Here is a 15,254-nt window from a genome sequence, read left to right as displayed (position 1 = left end):
GTCACTTGTCTCCCTTGTTTCCGAGATCTGTGTTTTCACTCCAGCCCTCGCGTTAAAAGCGGGATTGTGCGGTCAATCACTCGATTGCTTGCAACACTTTGGATAACACACCATTGATAAAACGATTCGCTTTCGAATCACTGAACGTCTTCGCTAGCTCAATCGCTTCATTCAAGCTTACATTTGTCGGAATATCATTCTCATACGTCATTTCATAGACCGCTAAGCGTAAAATGGCACGATCGACTGCCGCTACCCGCTCAAGCGTCCAATTTTCTAAGTGCTGACGCAACAATGCATCAATTTCATCTAAATGTTGAACCGTTCCCATAACAAGCTGTTGTAAAAACGGATCAATTTCCTCTGTTTCCACGACATTGCGAATTGCTTCTGCCGGTTCCGTTTGTCCTAAATCATATTGAAATAAAGCTTGCAATGCCTTTTCACGCGCTGTACGTCTTTTCATTCCTTATATTCTCCTTTTGGTTCATCTTCTCGAAATTTCCTATCAAAATAATAGCATAATTTTTTGGCTATCGTACACATTCTGTATTTTGAGACTTTTTACGCTTCTTTTATTTATTTCCCTCTCGTGATGGAAACAATCACAAGATATATCAAACCAACGGCTTCTATTTCACCGTTCAAATGGAAAAAAGACTGTCTATTAAAACATAGACAGTCTTTTTTCCAACAATCATGAAAAAGCCTGCAACAGAAAAAACAAAGACGGGCATTTCCGTATCAGTCATGCTAGAAAACGAAAACCGCTGTTTCCGCTGAAGCGACATGACACATTAAATTGGTTCAATCACTTCCGTCTCTTGCTTTGGTGCATCAAATTGAATGCCGACAATATGAATATTGACTTCATCAAGCTCAAGAGCTGTCATGTTCTTTAAAGCTTGGCGCACATTATCCTGTACCTTTTGAGCAACAGTTGGAATAGACACACCAAATTTCATAAAACAATATACTTCAACTTTGATGCTCTCTTCCGTCAATTCAACTCTTACACCTTTGCCGTGGTTTTTCTTACCTAATTTCTCGACAACACCTGCTGCAAAATTACCTCTCATTGCCGCAACGCCATCAACCTCGGAAGCCGCAATGCCCGCAATGACTTCAATCACTTCTGGAGCGATTTCTACTTTCCCTAATGCATTTTTTGTCTGTCCCATTTGCAATAAATTGTTCTCACTCATGTACGACACCTCCTATATATTATAATACTATATAAACGCTGTTCATTTGTCACCCGCCGATTGTAAATGAAAGCCGTCTTTTCGTCAATATCGTGTGGTGCCTACCTCTTCTATTAAGAATTCATTACATCGTGGAGTTCAAGAAATTTCGTATTGAACTCGCCGCCGACGAAGTTTTCATGGCTAAGCAATTTCAAATGGAACGGAATTGTTGTGGCCACTCCTTCAATGACGAATTCGCTTAAAGCTCGCTTCATTCGTTCAATCGCTTCCTCGCGGGTCGGCGCATGGACAATGAGCTTAGCAATCATGGAATCGTAATAAGGAGGAATGGAATAGCCAGGGTACACAGCTGAATCCACTCGGACACCATAACCACCCGGCGGTAAATACATGTTAATTTTACCTGGAGACGGCATGAAATTCTTTTCTGGATTTTCTGCATTAATGCGGCATTCAATTGCCCATCCTGAAAACTGCACATCTTCTTGGGCATGTACTAATTTTTGACCGCTTGCCACTTTAATCTGTTCCTTAATTAAATCGATGCCTGTTACCATTTCTGTTACCGGATGCTCGACTTGAATACGTGTGTTCATTTCCATGAAATAGAATTTCTTTTCACGATAGTCATAAATAAACTCGACTGTACCCGCACCTGTATATTGAACCGCTTCGGCTGCTTTAACAGCTGCTTCGCCCATTTGCTGACGAACTGACTCATCAAGAGCTGGAGACGGCGTTTCTTCAACGAGTTTTTGCAGGCGGCGCTGAATCGTACAATCACGCTCACCTAAATGAATCGTGTTTCCGTAACTATCAGCAAGCACTTGAATTTCTACATGTCGGAAATCTTCAATGTATTTTTCAATATATACACCCGGATTGCCGAATGCAGTCGCAGCCTCTTGCTGAGTAATTTGAATACCTTTGACAAGTTCTGTTTCGCTTTTGGCGACACGAATTCCTTTTCCACCGCCTCCGGCTGTTGCTTTAATAATAACTGGATAACCCATGTCTTCTGCCAATGCCGTTGCTTGTTCCACCGACTCGATAATTCCTTTAGAGCCTGGCACGATTGGGACACCCGCTTCACGCATCGTTTCTCGCGCGACATCTTTTGTTCCCATTTTCGTAATCGCTTCAGGACTTGGACCAACAAACGTAATATTACATTCACGGCAAAGTTCTGCAAAGTCTGCGTTTTCCGCTAAAAACCCGTACCCTGGATGGATGGCGTCACACCCTGTCAGTGTTGCCACGCTCATAATATTAGTGAAATTTAAATAACTTTCTTTCGATGATGTTGGACCGATGCAGTACGCTTCATCTGCCAGTTGCACATGAAGAGACTCACGATCAGCTTCTGAGTATACAGCTACCGACTCTACGCCCAATTCTTTACAAGCACGGATAATTCGAACCGCAATTTCTCCCCTATTTGCAATCAATAATTTTTTTATCATCACACGAACGCTCCTTATTCAGCTTTTACTAAAAATAAAGGTTGTCCATATTCAACAAGCTGACCGTTTTGGACAAGCACTTCTACAATTTCTCCATTCACTTCTGCTTCAATCTCATTGAATAATTTCATCGCTTCAACGATGCAGACAACAGAATCTTTTTTCACTTTATCGCCGGCTTTCACGTAAACAGCGGCATCTGGTGAAGGAGAAGCATAAAACGTTCCGACCATTGGAGAAGTAATTTTATGTAACGACTCGTTCGCTTCAGCTTTGACTTCAGGTTGAGTCGCTTTTGGCTCTGCTGGAGCAGCAGCTACCGCTGTTTGCGGTGCAGTTTGCGGCACCACTTGTTCGGCAGCGACAACCGTCGTCACCGGACTAGGTGCAATCGCTCCTTTTTTCTTCATTTTTACCTTTGCTCCATCTTGCTCATACACAAATTCTTCAATCGATGATTGATCAATTAATTTAATAAGTTCGCGAATTTCTTGGATTTTCATATTGGACACTCCCTGTCTAAAAATTGATAATTCTTACATTCATGATACGATATATTTTCTTGCCAATCCAATATAATTGTCAGCACATAACAAAGAATTATGACTAGGTAATAGAATGAGAATTTATATTCTCATAACATATGTATTCTATCATAAACAGGTCATAAAGTTTAGTGCTGATTTTGTTCAATAAAAATGGCTCCATTTTCTACATCTAAAACAAGGAATGAACAAGAGTCAAAAAACCGCTGCGAAAATCATTAATTAGATTTTCACAGCGGGTGTCGTTAAAAGGATAGCTAAAAATCAATCAGTTTATACCTTCTGAATGGATTGTCTTATTATTGAGCCGGTTCAAACTCAACCGCTACATATTTAGAACCAAGTTCTCCTTTCACAAGCTGGATGATTTCATTCGCTTGTGTACGGGAATGCTCCTTGTTCGATTTCACCGTAATGCGAACTTCTTCTCCATCTGCACGAACGAGCGCATCTTCATAACCTTTTGATTTAATTAACGTTTCAATAACTGCTTCTTTCGTCGTTACATCGGCAAGTTCCTGCATTTTATCGACAGCTTCACTTTTTTCTTGGGCTGTTACATCTACTGATGCCACAATTTCTTGAAGGTCTTCACGAAGTTTATTTCTTGCGTCTTCAATTTCTAAACGCAAAGCAGTAAACAACTCGTCACTTTGAATACTAGAAATGACCGCCATGTCTGAATCGGTTGGAGCAGCAGCCTCTTCTTTTCCTTTTTCTTCAGTGCCTGTTTGATCCTCTGCCTGCTCTTCTGTCTGTTCAGCAGCCTGATTTTCTACAGCCTCTTCCTGCTCTTTATTTTCTTCATTTTCCACTAATGCCATGTTTTCTTGTGGAGCTTCAGGTGACGTAATATAGTAAACGGATAAAACAACGACTAAACTAAACATTGTTAACAGCCAAACGGTTTGTTTTTTTAATAACATTTTTATTCCCCCTTAGATTTTTTCGGTAATACAGCTACTCGATGGCTTGGAACATCAAGCGATTTTGTCACTGCTTCAATAATCCACTTTTTCACTTGAATGTTTTCGGCTCCTTTCGCAACAATGAGCACACCTCGAATCTTCGGCTTTTCTGTTTTAATCACTACCGGCTTTTCCTGATCCCCGCTTCGAACAATAACAAGCTTCGCATCCGATGATGCATCTTCTACCTTTCTCGTCCCGCCTTCACGATCCGTTTCATGAGTAGATTGACTTTGAGTCACTGTATCTTTCTCATATACCTTTGACTCCGTCGCATCTAAGTTGACGATGACTTCGACTTCACTCACACCAGCCATGTTTTCAAGCGCTTGCTTCAATTCACTTTCATAACGCTCTTCATAGCTCGCCATCGTTTGAGAGTGAGAAGATTCTTTTTGTCCAAATACAGGAACTTCTTCATTCTGTTCTTCCTGCACATTGGAAGATACATTTTCTGCAAGCGAATTGACAGGTGTTTCGGTATTGTTGACAAGCATAAAAGCAATCCCCGCCCCAAGCAGGACTAGTACGTACAAAAACTTTGAATTTTTCCTCTCAGATGATGATGGCTTAGATGGTGAAAATATACGTCGTAATGATGAGAATACCCCTTCATCCTTGCTCATCGCTTTTCAATCCCTCCTCCAACGTCACAGCAACTTTACTTTCATGAATGCCCCATTTATCAGCGAGAAACGACTTGATTTTTTGCTCATCTTCATTTCGACGTTCAGTTTGAATCGGCTTGGAGGTATCAATGGAAACAATTTTTATAGCAGACACAGCCTCTTCCTCTTTTGGTTCGAGCGCTACATAAATGGATGCAATGTCCTCATACGCAGCTGGTTCATTGGAAGATTTCAGCTCAATCTTAATATCTTGAATTGCTACACCATACTGTTCCATCAACTCCTCTTTTACCTCTGTCTCCATGTGGACAGCCATTTGTTCTAAAATATATGCATGTTGTGAGGCTTGTATTTCTTTTTTCTTCGTTTCCATTAAATTTTCTATCTGTGCCTCTTTCGGTATAGAAGAAAGATTCATAGATGCAACTAAACGATCAACATTAATATGAAGCACTTGAAAAACTGGGGTAATAATGATGAGCATCAGCAACAAACCGATCACCATCTTGGCATATTTTTGCAAATTTGTATTCGGGAGGAGCATATCAATAATCGTCGCAAGCAAAATAAATAAAATAATATTCGCAATCCATTGTGTGAGCGCCGCCAATTTTTCCCCTCCTTTACCGCATCATCATCGTCAAGTTGCTTGCTGTAATAATGACGGTTAAACATAAGAAAAACATTAAGGACACGACAGCCAGTGCGGCAAAAATATAAACGATGTTTTTACTGATGATGCTCAAGCAGCTAATAACAGGTCCTCCCCCTATAGGCTGTAACAACGACGCTGCCAGCTTATAAATAATCGCTAGAGACAGTACCTTTAACGCCGGAAATGCTACAATGGCCAACAGAACGACTACTCCCGCCATACCGATTGTGTTCTTCAACAGCAACGAAGCACCCATGACCGTATCAGTCGCATCGGTAAACATCCGTCCGACGACCGGGATAAAGTTTCCCGTAATAAATTTAGCTGTCCGAATCGTAATCCCGTCGGCTACGGCGGATGTCGCCCCTTGAACAGAAATGACCCCAAGAAAAATCGTTAATACCGTCCCAAGAAGACCGATGCTGACATTTCGCAGCAATTGAGCCAGTTGTGTCACTTTATATTGATCAGAGAGCGTACTGACAATGCTTAACAATGCGGATAAAAATAAAAGCGGCATAACCACATACTGGATAAGCAATCCGCTTGTGTTCATAAGAAAGATAATAATCGGATGAAAAAAGGCGGCCGATAAGATGCCTCCTGATGAAGCCATTAACGCGAGGAGAAGCGGAATAAGTGCCATAATAAACTGAATCATTGTTTGAATGGCTTCGGTTGTATAAGAAATCGCGACGTGAAAACTATTCAATGCAATAATAATGAGGACCATATAAACTAGGGCATACGCTACTTTACTGACCGACTTTTGCTCAAAAGCGCTTTGAAGATTTTGCAAAAAGACACTGAACACGGTCAGCATCAGCAATGTACCGAGAAGCTTTCCATTCACAATAATTTCGTGCAAAAAGAACTTTAAAAATCCCGCAAACCACTCTTTAATGGAAAAATCCTTTTCACCTTTTAAAAATTCATACAAACTACCTTTTTGACTTTCTGGCAAGAACCCTCCGTAATTCTTTAAAATATCATCCCAAAACGACTTAATTTCTTCTATTCCGAGTTGATCAATTTGCTCATTCACCATGCCTTGTTGTACAGAAGATGCTTGTACCGTTTCGGGAGTAAAAAAAAAGAAAAGCAAAAAAAGCATTAAATAGTGCTGCTTCTGAAACCGCCACATATATTTATTCACCCCGCCACAGCCCTTCTATTAATTCGGCAGCATCGAAAGAATCGTTTCAATGATGACCGTCAAAATGGGGACGGCCATTGATAAAATTAAAATTTTTCCGCCAAGTTCAATTTTAGAAGCAATCGCGCCCTGCCCTGCGTCTTTCGTAATTTGGGCACCAAATTCTGCGATATAAGCAATTCCAATAATTTTTAAAATTGTTTCGACATATACCATATTAACTTGGGCATTGATGGACAACTTTTCAACCATTCGAATGATTTCTGCAATTTGATCGACTAAAAATAAAAAGATGGCGCAACCGACAAACACAACAAGTAAAAAAGCATAAGACGATTTGTGTTCTTTTAGGATTAACGCCAAAAAGGTAGCCGCAAGACCAAGTCCGACAATTTGGATGATTTCAATGGCGCATTCCCCCTATCCTTGAAATAAAAAAACGGCTTTGATCTTTTTAAACAAGTCTTCCACAATGGACGCCACCATAAATAAAATATAGATGAACCCGATTAACGTTACCCAATTTGCATAGTCTTTTTTCCCCATTTGCTCCAGCACCGTTACAAGAAACGCAACAACAATACCGATGCCTGCAATTTGAAAGATTGTATTCATATCTACACCCATCCATTTTTCCCCCTATAAGCTACATCAGTAAAATGACGAGTAATAGCCCTGATAAGAAGCCAAGACTTTTAACCATTTTTTCATATTGTACTTGTCTTTCCACTGCCTCTTTTTCTTCTCTATCCAAATGGGAGAGAGCCAGTAAAATGTGCTTTTGCTGGGAATAGCGATCGTGCTGTCCGAGCGTTTCCCCAAACTGCTTTAATACTTCTTTTTCTCCTCTCCTTAAAGCCGTTTGTTCCCAAATATCATCAAGACTACTTTCCCACGCTCGTTTGACCCCTGCTTCCTCACTGTTCAATCGGGCCGCGAATTGTTCAAATAAAAGAGAGAGTGGTTTAGGAAGCTGGGCTGACAACAGTAACGCAATGTCACCTAATGGGCGATGACTAAACATAATTTCGGCCTCAAGTGACTGTAAAGCCGTTTTTAATTGTCTAAGCTGTCTTGTACGTTCGCTCAGCTGTTTCGCCATTTCAAAGCCCACCCATGTTGTGGCCAGTAAAATAAAAATCGCGCCAAACAGCTTCATCTCATGTCCACCTCCAACTGCTTCTCTCTCGCAATAGATACTAGCTCACCATTATAAATGTGTTGGATGGTTCCAGGTCCTTTTTCATTTGAAAGAACGACGATACGCTCAAAGCTCCCTGTATCAAGCAGTGCCTTTAACGACGGTCTCTTACGCAAATCTGCAACTGTGTAGCCGTGAACCGTCATCACAAGTCCGACACCTGCATGAATCGCTTCTAAAACTGCGTCGCAGTCTTCCTGCCGGCCAATTTCATCGACAATTAATACATCAGGACTCATTGAACGAATCATCATCATCATCCCTTCCGCCTTCGGACACGCGTCGAGTACGTCCAGTCGCGGACCAAAGGTATGCTGTGGCACACCGTTCACGCATCCAGCTATCTCCGAGCGCTCATCGACAACCCCTACTTTGACAGGCATAATTTTTTTATGTTCCACTCCTGTACTCATTAAGCGGGCAATATCCCGAATCATCGTTGTTTTCCCCGTTTGCGGCGGACCTAAAATGATGGTGTTCAACCATTTTCCATTGTAGAGGCAGGAAACAAGCGGAACAGCAATCCCTGTCTTCTCTCTCGCGATTCGAATGTTAAAGGAGGTGACATCACGAATAAACTTGACCGTTCCGTTATCTGTCACCACTTTTCCAGCCAGCCCCACTCTGTGTCCCCCCTCAATGGTGACATAACCCTTTTTCAATTCTTCTTCCATCATATAAATTGAAAACTGACTGAGCTTATTCAGCATAAATCGAGCATCTTCAATAGACGGCAAATACGGGTAAAACTGCGATTTCCCTTTCATAATCAATTCCAGAGGACGTCCGACACGAATTCGTATCTCCTCCAATCCCTTCCCTTCATCCTTTAAGAACGGGAAAGACAGATCGGCGAGGTGTTTCGGAAGCATATTTAAAATTTCATTCATTGCTACTCCCCCCGTCCTTTATCATTATTCTCAATGTATGCAAGCTTGGCCGCTTTATGACTAAGAGCGGTCACAGACTTTCATCACTTTAAAACACCAATTAGAATGAGCAGCACTCCTGTAATAATAAGAATGAATTTTCCCATTGATAATTGCCCGGCAATGGATACAAGCCCAATAGAAAATGAGGCCATCATAACAAGGGGCCCAATGACAGCCAGCGCTCCATTAATTAGCAACGCTTTCTTCACATCGTTGTTTAATAAAATAAAAATAGCCGCTATCAATTCAATAAAAGAAGACACAAAACGTAAAATAGCCATCGTCAAAACCGTTGAATCTACGTAATGTAAGAAGCGTCTCATGAGTTCCTCCTGCCCATAAGGGATCAATTAGTGAACATATCCTAGTACAAGCCTATGCCGCTTCTTTCAATTTATGAAAAAAAGCCTCGGGCGATGAACTCGTCCGAGGCTTTTGGAAATCGTTATATTAAATTATGCACGTGATACGTAAGAACCGTCTGTTGTATTAACAATTAGTACATCGCCTTCGTTAACGAAGAATGGTACTTGAACACTTAATCCCGTTTCTACGATAGCTGGTTTTGAACCACCAGAAGCCGTATCACCTTTAATACCAGGCTCTGTTTCAACAACCTTTAATTCAACCGTATTTGGAAGCTCAATTCCGATTGTTTCACTTTGATACATCATAATCGCTACTTCCATGTTTTCTTTTAAAAATTTCAACTCATATTCAATTGTTGTTGCTGGAAGCTCAATTTGTTCATAGCTTTCCGTATCCATGAATACGTGCTGATCGCCATTTGCATATAAGTATTGCATTTTACGGTTGTCGATTTGAGCTTTCGCTACTTTTTCTCCACCGCGGAATGTTTTCTCTTGGATAGCACCTGTGCGCAAGTTACGTAATTTAGAACGTACGAACGCCGCACCTTTACCTGGTTTTACGTGTTGGAAATCAAGCACGCGCCAAATGCCTCCGTCTACTTCAATTGTTAAACCTGTACGAAAATCGTTTACTGAAATCATTCAATAAATCCTCCTACACTTTATAAAATAATCAACTCTTTTGTTGAGTGAGTCAACGATTCATTGCCTTCCAACGTAATGACTGTATCATCTTCAATTCTGACACCGCCCACGTTTGCTATGTAGATGCCCGGCTCTACCGTTACGACCATGCCTGGCTGTAAAATGGTGTCAGACTTCATCGATAACCCAGGACTCTCATGTACTTCCATACCAAGTCCATGACCTGTAGAATGACCGAAATACTGTCCATATCCCTTTTCTGCAATGTAATCACGCGTAAGCGCGTCAGCTTCTTTTCCCGTCATCCCTGCTTTAATACCATTCATGCCTTGAAGCTGCGCCTGCAATACGACATCATACATGGTCTTTAATTGCTCGCTCACTTCTCCGACTGCTACTGTACGTGTAATATCGGAACAGTATCCTTTATAGTATGCACCAAAATCAAGTGTGACCAATTCACCTTTTTCAATGACTTTCTGCGAAGCCACCCCATGCGGCAAAGCAGAACGGTAACCGGAAGCTACGATAATGTCAAATGACGAAGACGCGGCCCCTTGCTTACGCATAAAAAACTCAAGCTCGTTTGACACATCCAGCTCTGTCACACCAGGACGGATAAAAGTCAAAATGTGTTGAAATGCTGCATCTGCAATTTTCGCCGCTTCCTTTAATATCTTAATCTCTGCATCCGTCTTTATCAAGCGTAACTTTTCAACGATATCGGAAACAGGAACAAGTTGTGCATTTATACTCTTTTTATACAGGGCAAATTCCGCAAATGTGACGTGCTGTTGTTCAAAACCGAGCTGTTGAATACCGAGGCGCTCTACTTGCTTTGCAATTTCTTGCATAATCAGCCCTTTATGCTCCACGATTTCAAAGTGTTCGATTTGTTCATTCGCTTGTTCTGTATAACGAAAATCTGTAATAAACACCGCTTGATCAGCCGAAATAAGCGCCACTCCTGCGGTCCCTGTGAAGTTCGTCATATAACGTCTATTGTAGTTGCTTGTAATGAGCATCCCATCAATGCCTTTTTCTCCAAACGCTTCTCTTAGTTTTAACAATTTCTCCATGTTACTTCTCTCCTTTTCCTTCATTTAACAACGCGAAAAAGCCAAGTTCATAGCCATACAGTCCTAAACCGACAATTTGACCTTTCGTTACCGGAGCTGTTACAGAATGATGACGAAACTCCTCTCGCGCATGGACATTTGATATATGTACTTCAATAACCGGAATGGAAATACTAGCAATGGCATCCCGAATGGCATAACTGTAGTGGGTAAATGCGCCAGGATTTAAAATGATTCCTTCGTAATGTTGATCAGCGTCATGAATCCGATCAATGATGGCCCCTTCATGGTTGGATTGAACACAATCTACTGTGACTCCGTGCTCGGTTCCAAGTTGCTGCATCCGCTGTTCAAGGCTCGCTAAAGTGCCTTTACCGTATATACCAGGTTCACGAATACCTAACCGATTTAAGTTAGGGCCGTTAATAAGTAAGATTTTTTTCATACGTTTCCCCTCTATCCATTTCAATGAATGTGTATGTTGATGTTGACATATATACTTTACATATTAACAAAAAAAAGAGCCAACTCAAAGAATGGCCCCTTTCATTTATCATTTATTCACATGTCCTCTTTAATTACTATCTGCTCCGTCTGTCTTAGATGCTGTCTCCAATTCTGCCGCTTCAAACGAAATAGAATAGCCAACGAAGACACCATACAGAATGTATAAGCATAAAGTAGTAATAACCGTATTCATTTCTAGTTCTTTGACGGTCTTCAAATTGGGAAAAATCGGATTCAACAAATAAAAGACGACCGCCCATAATGCTAATCCATAAATGATACCAGCAATCATGCTTTTAAATTTTTTTAACGCTACGAAGTAAACTAGAGCAACCACAATGGATATGACGCCAATTAACAAAATGCTAATAAAATTTCCAAGCGGCTTATCTTTCCACGCACCAAGCGCCCATGGCTGTAAAATGAGATTCGGACTAATTTCAGTCAAATTAATAATGGATGCCATATAAGCAACAAAACTCCACAGCAATCCTCCTGTCAGTCCAATGATGGCAACTTTAGCAAGAAATGATGCAGACTGATTTTGTCCACTTTTCTTTGATTCTCCCATAATGACTCACCTCTGCCATAGTATAAGCTAGAACGTCCATTTCTATTTGTTCTTTCCATCATCGTATTTTTTTTATACACGATGGATTTATATGGGATTTTTTTGGCTACAATATATATCATGCATCGACCTAGAGGTTTATTTCGATTTGCTGTAGAATATACAATAATAAGTTTAATTTGCTCAGTTAGGTTGGTGTCACACATGTCTAAAATGTCAAAGCCGGTATACGGTGGTCAAGCTGTGATGGAAGGTGTGATGTTTGGAGGCAAGCACACATGCGTTACAGCCATCCGAAGGAAGGATCAGTCCATCGATTTTTTCCATTCTCCTCGCAAATCCAATAAATTATTAACTGCTTTAAAAAAGTTCCCCTTTTTAAGAGGGATTGCAGCAATTATTGAAGCGAGTGCAAACGGGTCCAGACACTTAAATTTTTCCTCTGAAAGATTTGATTTGGATCCAAATGAAGACTATCGATTGCAAGAAAAAAAGGAATCGAAGCTAACCCTCATTCTCGGAATTGCTACAATCGGAGTCATCTCATTTTTATTTGGCAAAGTGTTATTTACCCTTCTTCCTGTTTTTTTAGCAGCGTTAACAAAGCCTGTTTTTTCGTCAGATCTGTCTCAAATTCTTGTCGAAGGGTTGTTCAAGCTTTTCCTGCTGCTTGGTTATATTTTTGCGATTTCTCAAACGCCACTCATTAAAAGGGTGTTTCAATATCACGGTGCCGAACATAAAGTGATTAATGCCTACGAAGCAAACAAAGAATTGACGGTCGAAAACGTTCAAGCCCAATCAAGGCTTCATTACCGATGCGGAAGCAGCTTCATTTTATTTACAGTAGTTGTGGGAATGTTTGTTTATTTATTGGTGCCGACAGAGCCTTTATGGGTTCGAGTAGCTAACCGCCTCGCCTTAATTCCCGTCGTACTAGGGATTTCCTTTGAAGTGCTTCAACTCACAAATAAATTGCGCGACGTTCCATTGCTTCGGTATTTAGGGTATCCCGGCCTTTGGCTTCAGTTACTCACAACGAAGGAGCCAACAAATGATCAAGTAGAGGTCGCCATCGCTTCATTTAATGAACTATTACAGGCAGAAAAGAATTATCAGCCTACTGCCGATGAAAACAAAGTCGTTTAACACATCGATTTGTTCAGCCGTTTCCCTCCATTGCCAGTTACTTTCATTCCGATATGAAGCGGGCATATGACCAAACGATGTACTGCTGTTTGTCTGAACATATCAGGAGGTGAACATGATGAGACGTCCCTTAATCAAACCTTTACTATACGGTATCATTTTATTAGGAGTAGTTGGCTTTCTTTCTGAACTCATCAACAGACCAGGGAGCCTTTTCCGAACGCTTGGCTTTACGGCTCTGTTCCTTGTCATACTTTATGTATTGTTCACTTATGTTCTTCGCCCAGGCCAAAGAGGTCAACAAAGCAAAGAATATCTTCGTGCAGTGAAACAATCGAAAGCACGATTAAGGGAACGGACCCAAAAACAACCCGAAGTTCGAAGCCTGAAAAAAAGCAAACGCCCTAATAAGCTTCAAACGATGAAAAAACGAAAAGAAACTCAATTAACCGTTATTGAAGGGAAAAAAGGCAAAAAGAAAAATCGGGCTTTCTTTTAAAAAGAAAGTGTCTGCCTTATAATCTCTAAATAGGTTCACACATATTTTTTTGGAAAAGACCCATCATGAAATCCTTACTATCATTGGATTTCATGATGGGTCTTTTTTCTTGTAGAATGAGCTACTTAATAACACCATTTTTTCAAAAACGTTTCCGATTGCTCTTTGCCAAACTGAATCAGTTCACGCTTCGCTTCATCTGATAGTTGAAATTCTGTTAACAACACTTGTTTCACAGGTAAAAACATGATGTTTTTTTCATGCCGTCTTGAAATATGCCTAGTATCATGAGCGTCTTTCATTGTTTCAAATAAAGCACCAAATAAATCAACAGCATTTTTAATGGACTTTTTTTCTTGCTCTTCTTCTTTTGGACTTAGCTTCACACCAAGTACTGGGCGCACCTTTGGTCTCGTTTCATGATCAAACAACCAAATAGGGAAATTGCTTAGCACCCCTCCATCTACGACTACGACCGTTTCCCCTCTCGCCCGTAATTTAACTGGCTCAAAGAAATAAGGAAGACTGCAACTCATACGCACCGCTTTCGCTACAGAAAACTGTTCTGGCACCATTCCGTAACGATGAAGGTCATCTGGTAACACAAGAATTTTCCCATTCGTCAAATCAGATGCAACAATTCGCAACGAATGGGGAGGCAAATCTCCAAATGTCGAAATGCCTCGTTCCCTCAGCTTCTCCTCCACCCATTTTTCAAGTTTTTCCCCTTTATACAACCCTAAACGCCAATACAAACATAGCCATTTCGTTAAAGCAGCAGGAAGGATGGTACGCCTTTCATCTAGTAAATGAGCTAATTCTAATTCGTTCATCATCTTAAAAATATCTCGACTCGTATATCCAGCGACAATAAACGCAGACAGAATCGCTCCCGCACTCGTTCCTGCTAAACGACGAAACAACAATCCTTTTTCTTCAATCGCTTGCAGCGCTCCAATTAAGGCAAATCCTTTAATTCCTCCACCAGAAAACACACCGTCAATATACACATGTGCTCCTCCTCCGGCAACCGTTTCTTTTACATTAGTAATCCGTTTACCTGAGGAATATGCAACAAAATAGTTACCCCTCCATCTACCTAGACCTCATTTCGGAAGAAAATAAAAAGGAGTGCTGAAAAAGAAATCTCTTCTCTTTCAGCACTCCTGGAAAAACTTCACTGTCTTTGCCCGACGCATTCTTTTTTTACGAAGAAGATGTTTGCTCTTCTTCATTTCGCTTTTGAATCGCCCGTAAATCTTCTGTTCGATTTGAATCTTCTTCAAAAAATTGCACTAAATCCCCAATACGATCGATGGAATTCCAGCTTAAGTGATGCTCAATCCCCTCAACGTCTTCGTAAATATTGCTCTCATCCACACCAATGATACGTAAAAACTGCTCTAATAATTCATGACGATACACTAAACGCTTGCCAATCTTTTTTCCTTTTGATGTTAAGACTAAGCCGCGATATTTTTCATAAATTAAATACTCATCCTTATCAAGCTTTTGCACCATTTTTGTTACTGAGGAGGGATGAACCGCCAACGCTTCTGCGATATCGGATACACGTGCATACCCTTTATCTTCAATAAGCATATAAATTTGTTCAATATAATCTTCCATACTTGGCGTAGGCATAACATCTCCTCCAATAATTCTCTATATTTACG

General features: G+C 40.7%; 21 protein-coding genes. 2 read left to right on the top strand and 19 right to left on the bottom strand.

What is annotated here, in order from left to right:
• Window positions 1–76 precede the first annotated feature (76 nt).
• From nusB to ACXAEO_RS03585, 17 genes are all read right to left on the bottom strand, one after another.
• Window positions 77–466 (bottom strand): transcription antitermination factor NusB, encoded by a 390-nt coding sequence (nusB, locus tag ACXAEO_RS03665; RefSeq protein ID WP_474878097.1) that lies wholly within the window; start codon window positions 464–466, stop codon window positions 77–79.
• A gap of 331 nt (window positions 467–797) precedes the next feature.
• Window positions 798–1,205, bottom strand: a complete 408-nt coding sequence (locus tag ACXAEO_RS03660; protein ID WP_474878095.1) for an Asp23/Gls24 family envelope stress response protein — start codon at window positions 1,203–1,205, stop codon at window positions 798–800.
• Window positions 1,206–1,318: 113 nt separating this feature from the next.
• On the bottom strand, window positions 1,319–2,671 hold the full coding sequence (gene accC / locus ACXAEO_RS03655) for an acetyl-CoA carboxylase biotin carboxylase subunit (protein ID WP_474878093.1): 1,353 nt from the start codon (window positions 2,669–2,671) through the stop codon (window positions 1,319–1,321).
• A gap of 14 nt (window positions 2,672–2,685) precedes the next feature.
• Window positions 2,686–3,174, bottom strand: coding sequence for an acetyl-CoA carboxylase biotin carboxyl carrier protein (accB, locus tag ACXAEO_RS03650; protein ID WP_474878091.1), 489 nt, complete (start codon window positions 3,172–3,174; stop codon window positions 2,686–2,688).
• A gap of 341 nt (window positions 3,175–3,515) precedes the next feature.
• The gene (locus ACXAEO_RS03645; protein WP_474878088.1) at window positions 3,516–4,142 is read right to left on the bottom strand and encodes a SpoIIIAH-like family protein; all 627 of its coding nucleotides are present in this window, start codon (window positions 4,140–4,142) and stop codon (window positions 3,516–3,518) included.
• 2 nt (window positions 4,143–4,144) lie between these two features.
• Window positions 4,145–4,810 carry a stage III sporulation protein AG gene (gene spoIIIAG, locus ACXAEO_RS03640; protein WP_474878084.1) on the bottom strand — a complete coding sequence of 222 codons (666 nt, stop codon included), beginning with the start codon at window positions 4,808–4,810 and terminating at the stop codon, window positions 4,145–4,147.
• Window positions 4,797–5,423: a stage III sporulation protein AF gene (spoIIIAF, locus tag ACXAEO_RS03635; RefSeq protein ID WP_474878081.1), complete on the bottom strand. Its 627-nt coding sequence runs from the start codon at window positions 5,421–5,423 to the stop codon at window positions 4,797–4,799. Before spoIIIAF ends, spoIIIAG begins: the two co-directional genes overlap by 14 nt.
• A 13-nt stretch (window positions 5,424–5,436) precedes the next feature.
• Complete coding sequence (gene spoIIIAE, locus ACXAEO_RS03630; protein ID WP_474878078.1) at window positions 5,437–6,612, bottom strand: stage III sporulation protein AE; 1,176 nt, start codon at window positions 6,610–6,612, stop codon at window positions 5,437–5,439.
• 30 nt (window positions 6,613–6,642) lie between these two features.
• Entirely contained in the window at window positions 6,643–7,032 is a 390-nt protein-coding gene (gene spoIIIAD / locus ACXAEO_RS03625) for a stage III sporulation protein AD (RefSeq protein ID WP_474883948.1), read from the bottom strand.
• A 12-nt stretch (window positions 7,033–7,044) separates the two neighbouring features.
• Window positions 7,045–7,251: a stage III sporulation protein AC gene (gene spoIIIAC, locus ACXAEO_RS03620; RefSeq protein WP_028394841.1), complete on the bottom strand. Its 207-nt coding sequence runs from the start codon at window positions 7,249–7,251 to the stop codon at window positions 7,045–7,047.
• 19 nt (window positions 7,252–7,270) lie between these two features.
• A complete protein-coding gene (gene spoIIIAB / locus ACXAEO_RS03615) occupies window positions 7,271–7,783 on the bottom strand; it encodes a stage III sporulation protein SpoIIIAB (protein WP_474878075.1) in 513 nt (170 codons plus the stop codon).
• Entirely contained in the window at window positions 7,780–8,715 is a 936-nt protein-coding gene (gene spoIIIAA / locus ACXAEO_RS03610) for a stage III sporulation protein AA (RefSeq protein WP_474878072.1), read from the bottom strand. The genes spoIIIAB and spoIIIAA overlap by 4 nt, the downstream gene beginning before the upstream one ends.
• 83 nt (window positions 8,716–8,798) lie before the next feature.
• Window positions 8,799–9,080: a DUF2619 domain-containing protein gene (locus tag ACXAEO_RS03605; protein WP_474878070.1), complete on the bottom strand. Its 282-nt coding sequence runs from the start codon at window positions 9,078–9,080 to the stop codon at window positions 8,799–8,801.
• Window positions 9,081–9,212: 132 nt separating this feature from the next.
• Window positions 9,213–9,770: an elongation factor P gene (gene efp, locus ACXAEO_RS03600; RefSeq protein ID WP_474878067.1), complete on the bottom strand. Its 558-nt coding sequence runs from the start codon at window positions 9,768–9,770 to the stop codon at window positions 9,213–9,215.
• Window positions 9,771–9,790: 20 nt separating this feature from the next.
• Complete coding sequence (locus tag ACXAEO_RS03595) at window positions 9,791–10,852, bottom strand: M24 family metallopeptidase (RefSeq protein WP_474878064.1); 1,062 nt, start codon at window positions 10,850–10,852, stop codon at window positions 9,791–9,793.
• Window position 10,853: 1 nt separating this feature from the next.
• Window positions 10,854–11,297: a type II 3-dehydroquinate dehydratase gene (gene aroQ / locus ACXAEO_RS03590; RefSeq protein WP_474878062.1), complete on the bottom strand. Its 444-nt coding sequence runs from the start codon at window positions 11,295–11,297 to the stop codon at window positions 10,854–10,856.
• Window positions 11,298–11,426: 129 nt separating this feature from the next.
• Window positions 11,427–11,930, bottom strand: a complete 504-nt coding sequence (locus ACXAEO_RS03585) for a YqhR family membrane protein (RefSeq protein ID WP_474878060.1) — start codon at window positions 11,928–11,930, stop codon at window positions 11,427–11,429.
• Between the two features lie 204 nt (window positions 11,931–12,134).
• Between ACXAEO_RS03585 and ACXAEO_RS03580 the strand changes: the two genes are divergently transcribed.
• The gene (locus ACXAEO_RS03580; protein WP_474878058.1) at window positions 12,135–13,079 is read left to right on the top strand and encodes a DUF1385 domain-containing protein; all 945 of its coding nucleotides are present in this window, start codon (window positions 12,135–12,137) and stop codon (window positions 13,077–13,079) included.
• Between the two features lie 115 nt (window positions 13,080–13,194).
• Window positions 13,195–13,578, top strand: a complete 384-nt coding sequence (locus ACXAEO_RS03575; protein WP_474878056.1) for an SA1362 family protein — start codon at window positions 13,195–13,197, stop codon at window positions 13,576–13,578.
• A gap of 125 nt (window positions 13,579–13,703) precedes the next feature.
• Here the strand turns inward: ACXAEO_RS03575 and ACXAEO_RS03570 are convergent, their stop codons facing one another.
• Window positions 13,704–14,588 carry a patatin-like phospholipase family protein gene (locus ACXAEO_RS03570; RefSeq protein ID WP_474878054.1) on the bottom strand — a complete coding sequence of 295 codons (885 nt, stop codon included), beginning with the start codon at window positions 14,586–14,588 and terminating at the stop codon, window positions 13,704–13,706.
• A gap of 196 nt (window positions 14,589–14,784) precedes the next feature.
• On the bottom strand, window positions 14,785–15,222 hold the full coding sequence (gene mntR, locus ACXAEO_RS03565) for a transcriptional regulator MntR (RefSeq protein ID WP_474878052.1): 438 nt from the start codon (window positions 15,220–15,222) through the stop codon (window positions 14,785–14,787).
• Window positions 15,223–15,254 lie beyond the last annotated feature (32 nt).

It is taken from the genome of Bacillus sp. ABA4_010, from assembly GCF_056159105.1.
This window is presented reverse-complemented; position numbering and strand designations above follow the sequence as displayed.

Bases quoted from the DNA above. Each gene is read 5' to 3' on its own strand.
- spoIIIAC (WP_028394841.1), bottom strand. From the start codon at position 7,251: ATGGGTGTAGATATGAATACAATCTTTCAAATTGCAGGCATCGGTATT.
- aroQ (WP_474878062.1), bottom strand. From the start codon at position 11,297: ATGAAAAAAATCTTACTTATTAACGGCCCTAACTTAAATCGGTTAGGT.
- ACXAEO_RS03580 (WP_474878058.1), top strand. From the start codon at position 12,135: ATGTCTAAAATGTCAAAGCCGGTATACGGTGGTCAAGCTGTGATGGAA.
- ACXAEO_RS03585 (WP_474878060.1), bottom strand. From the start codon at position 11,930: ATGGGAGAATCAAAGAAAAGTGGACAAAATCAGTCTGCATCATTTCTT.
- mntR (WP_474878052.1), bottom strand. From the start codon at position 15,222: ATGCCTACGCCAAGTATGGAAGATTATATTGAACAAATTTATATGCTT.
- ACXAEO_RS03575 (WP_474878056.1), top strand. From the start codon at position 13,195: ATGATGAGACGTCCCTTAATCAAACCTTTACTATACGGTATCATTTTA.
- spoIIIAE (WP_474878078.1), bottom strand. From the start codon at position 6,612: ATGTGGCGGTTTCAGAAGCAGCACTATTTAATGCTTTTTTTGCTTTTC.
- spoIIIAA (WP_474878072.1), bottom strand. From the start codon at position 8,715: ATGAATGAAATTTTAAATATGCTTCCGAAACACCTCGCCGATCTGTCT.
- ACXAEO_RS03605 (WP_474878070.1), bottom strand. From the start codon at position 9,080: ATGAGACGCTTCTTACATTACGTAGATTCAACGGTTTTGACGATGGCT.
- nusB (WP_474878097.1), bottom strand. From the start codon at position 466: ATGAAAAGACGTACAGCGCGTGAAAAGGCATTGCAAGCTTTATTTCAA.
- efp (WP_474878067.1), bottom strand. From the start codon at position 9,770: ATGATTTCAGTAAACGATTTTCGTACAGGTTTAACAATTGAAGTAGAC.
- spoIIIAG (WP_474878084.1), bottom strand. From the start codon at position 4,810: ATGAGCAAGGATGAAGGGGTATTCTCATCATTACGACGTATATTTTCA.
- ACXAEO_RS03645 (WP_474878088.1), bottom strand. From the start codon at position 4,142: ATGTTATTAAAAAAACAAACCGTTTGGCTGTTAACAATGTTTAGTTTA.
- spoIIIAB (WP_474878075.1), bottom strand. From the start codon at position 7,783: ATGAAGCTGTTTGGCGCGATTTTTATTTTACTGGCCACAACATGGGTG.
- accB (WP_474878091.1), bottom strand. From the start codon at position 3,174: ATGAAAATCCAAGAAATTCGCGAACTTATTAAATTAATTGATCAATCA.
- accC (WP_474878093.1), bottom strand. From the start codon at position 2,671: ATGATAAAAAAATTATTGATTGCAAATAGGGGAGAAATTGCGGTTCGA.
- ACXAEO_RS03595 (WP_474878064.1), bottom strand. From the start codon at position 10,852: ATGGAGAAATTGTTAAAACTAAGAGAAGCGTTTGGAGAAAAAGGCATT.
- ACXAEO_RS03660 (WP_474878095.1), bottom strand. From the start codon at position 1,205: ATGAGTGAGAACAATTTATTGCAAATGGGACAGACAAAAAATGCATTA.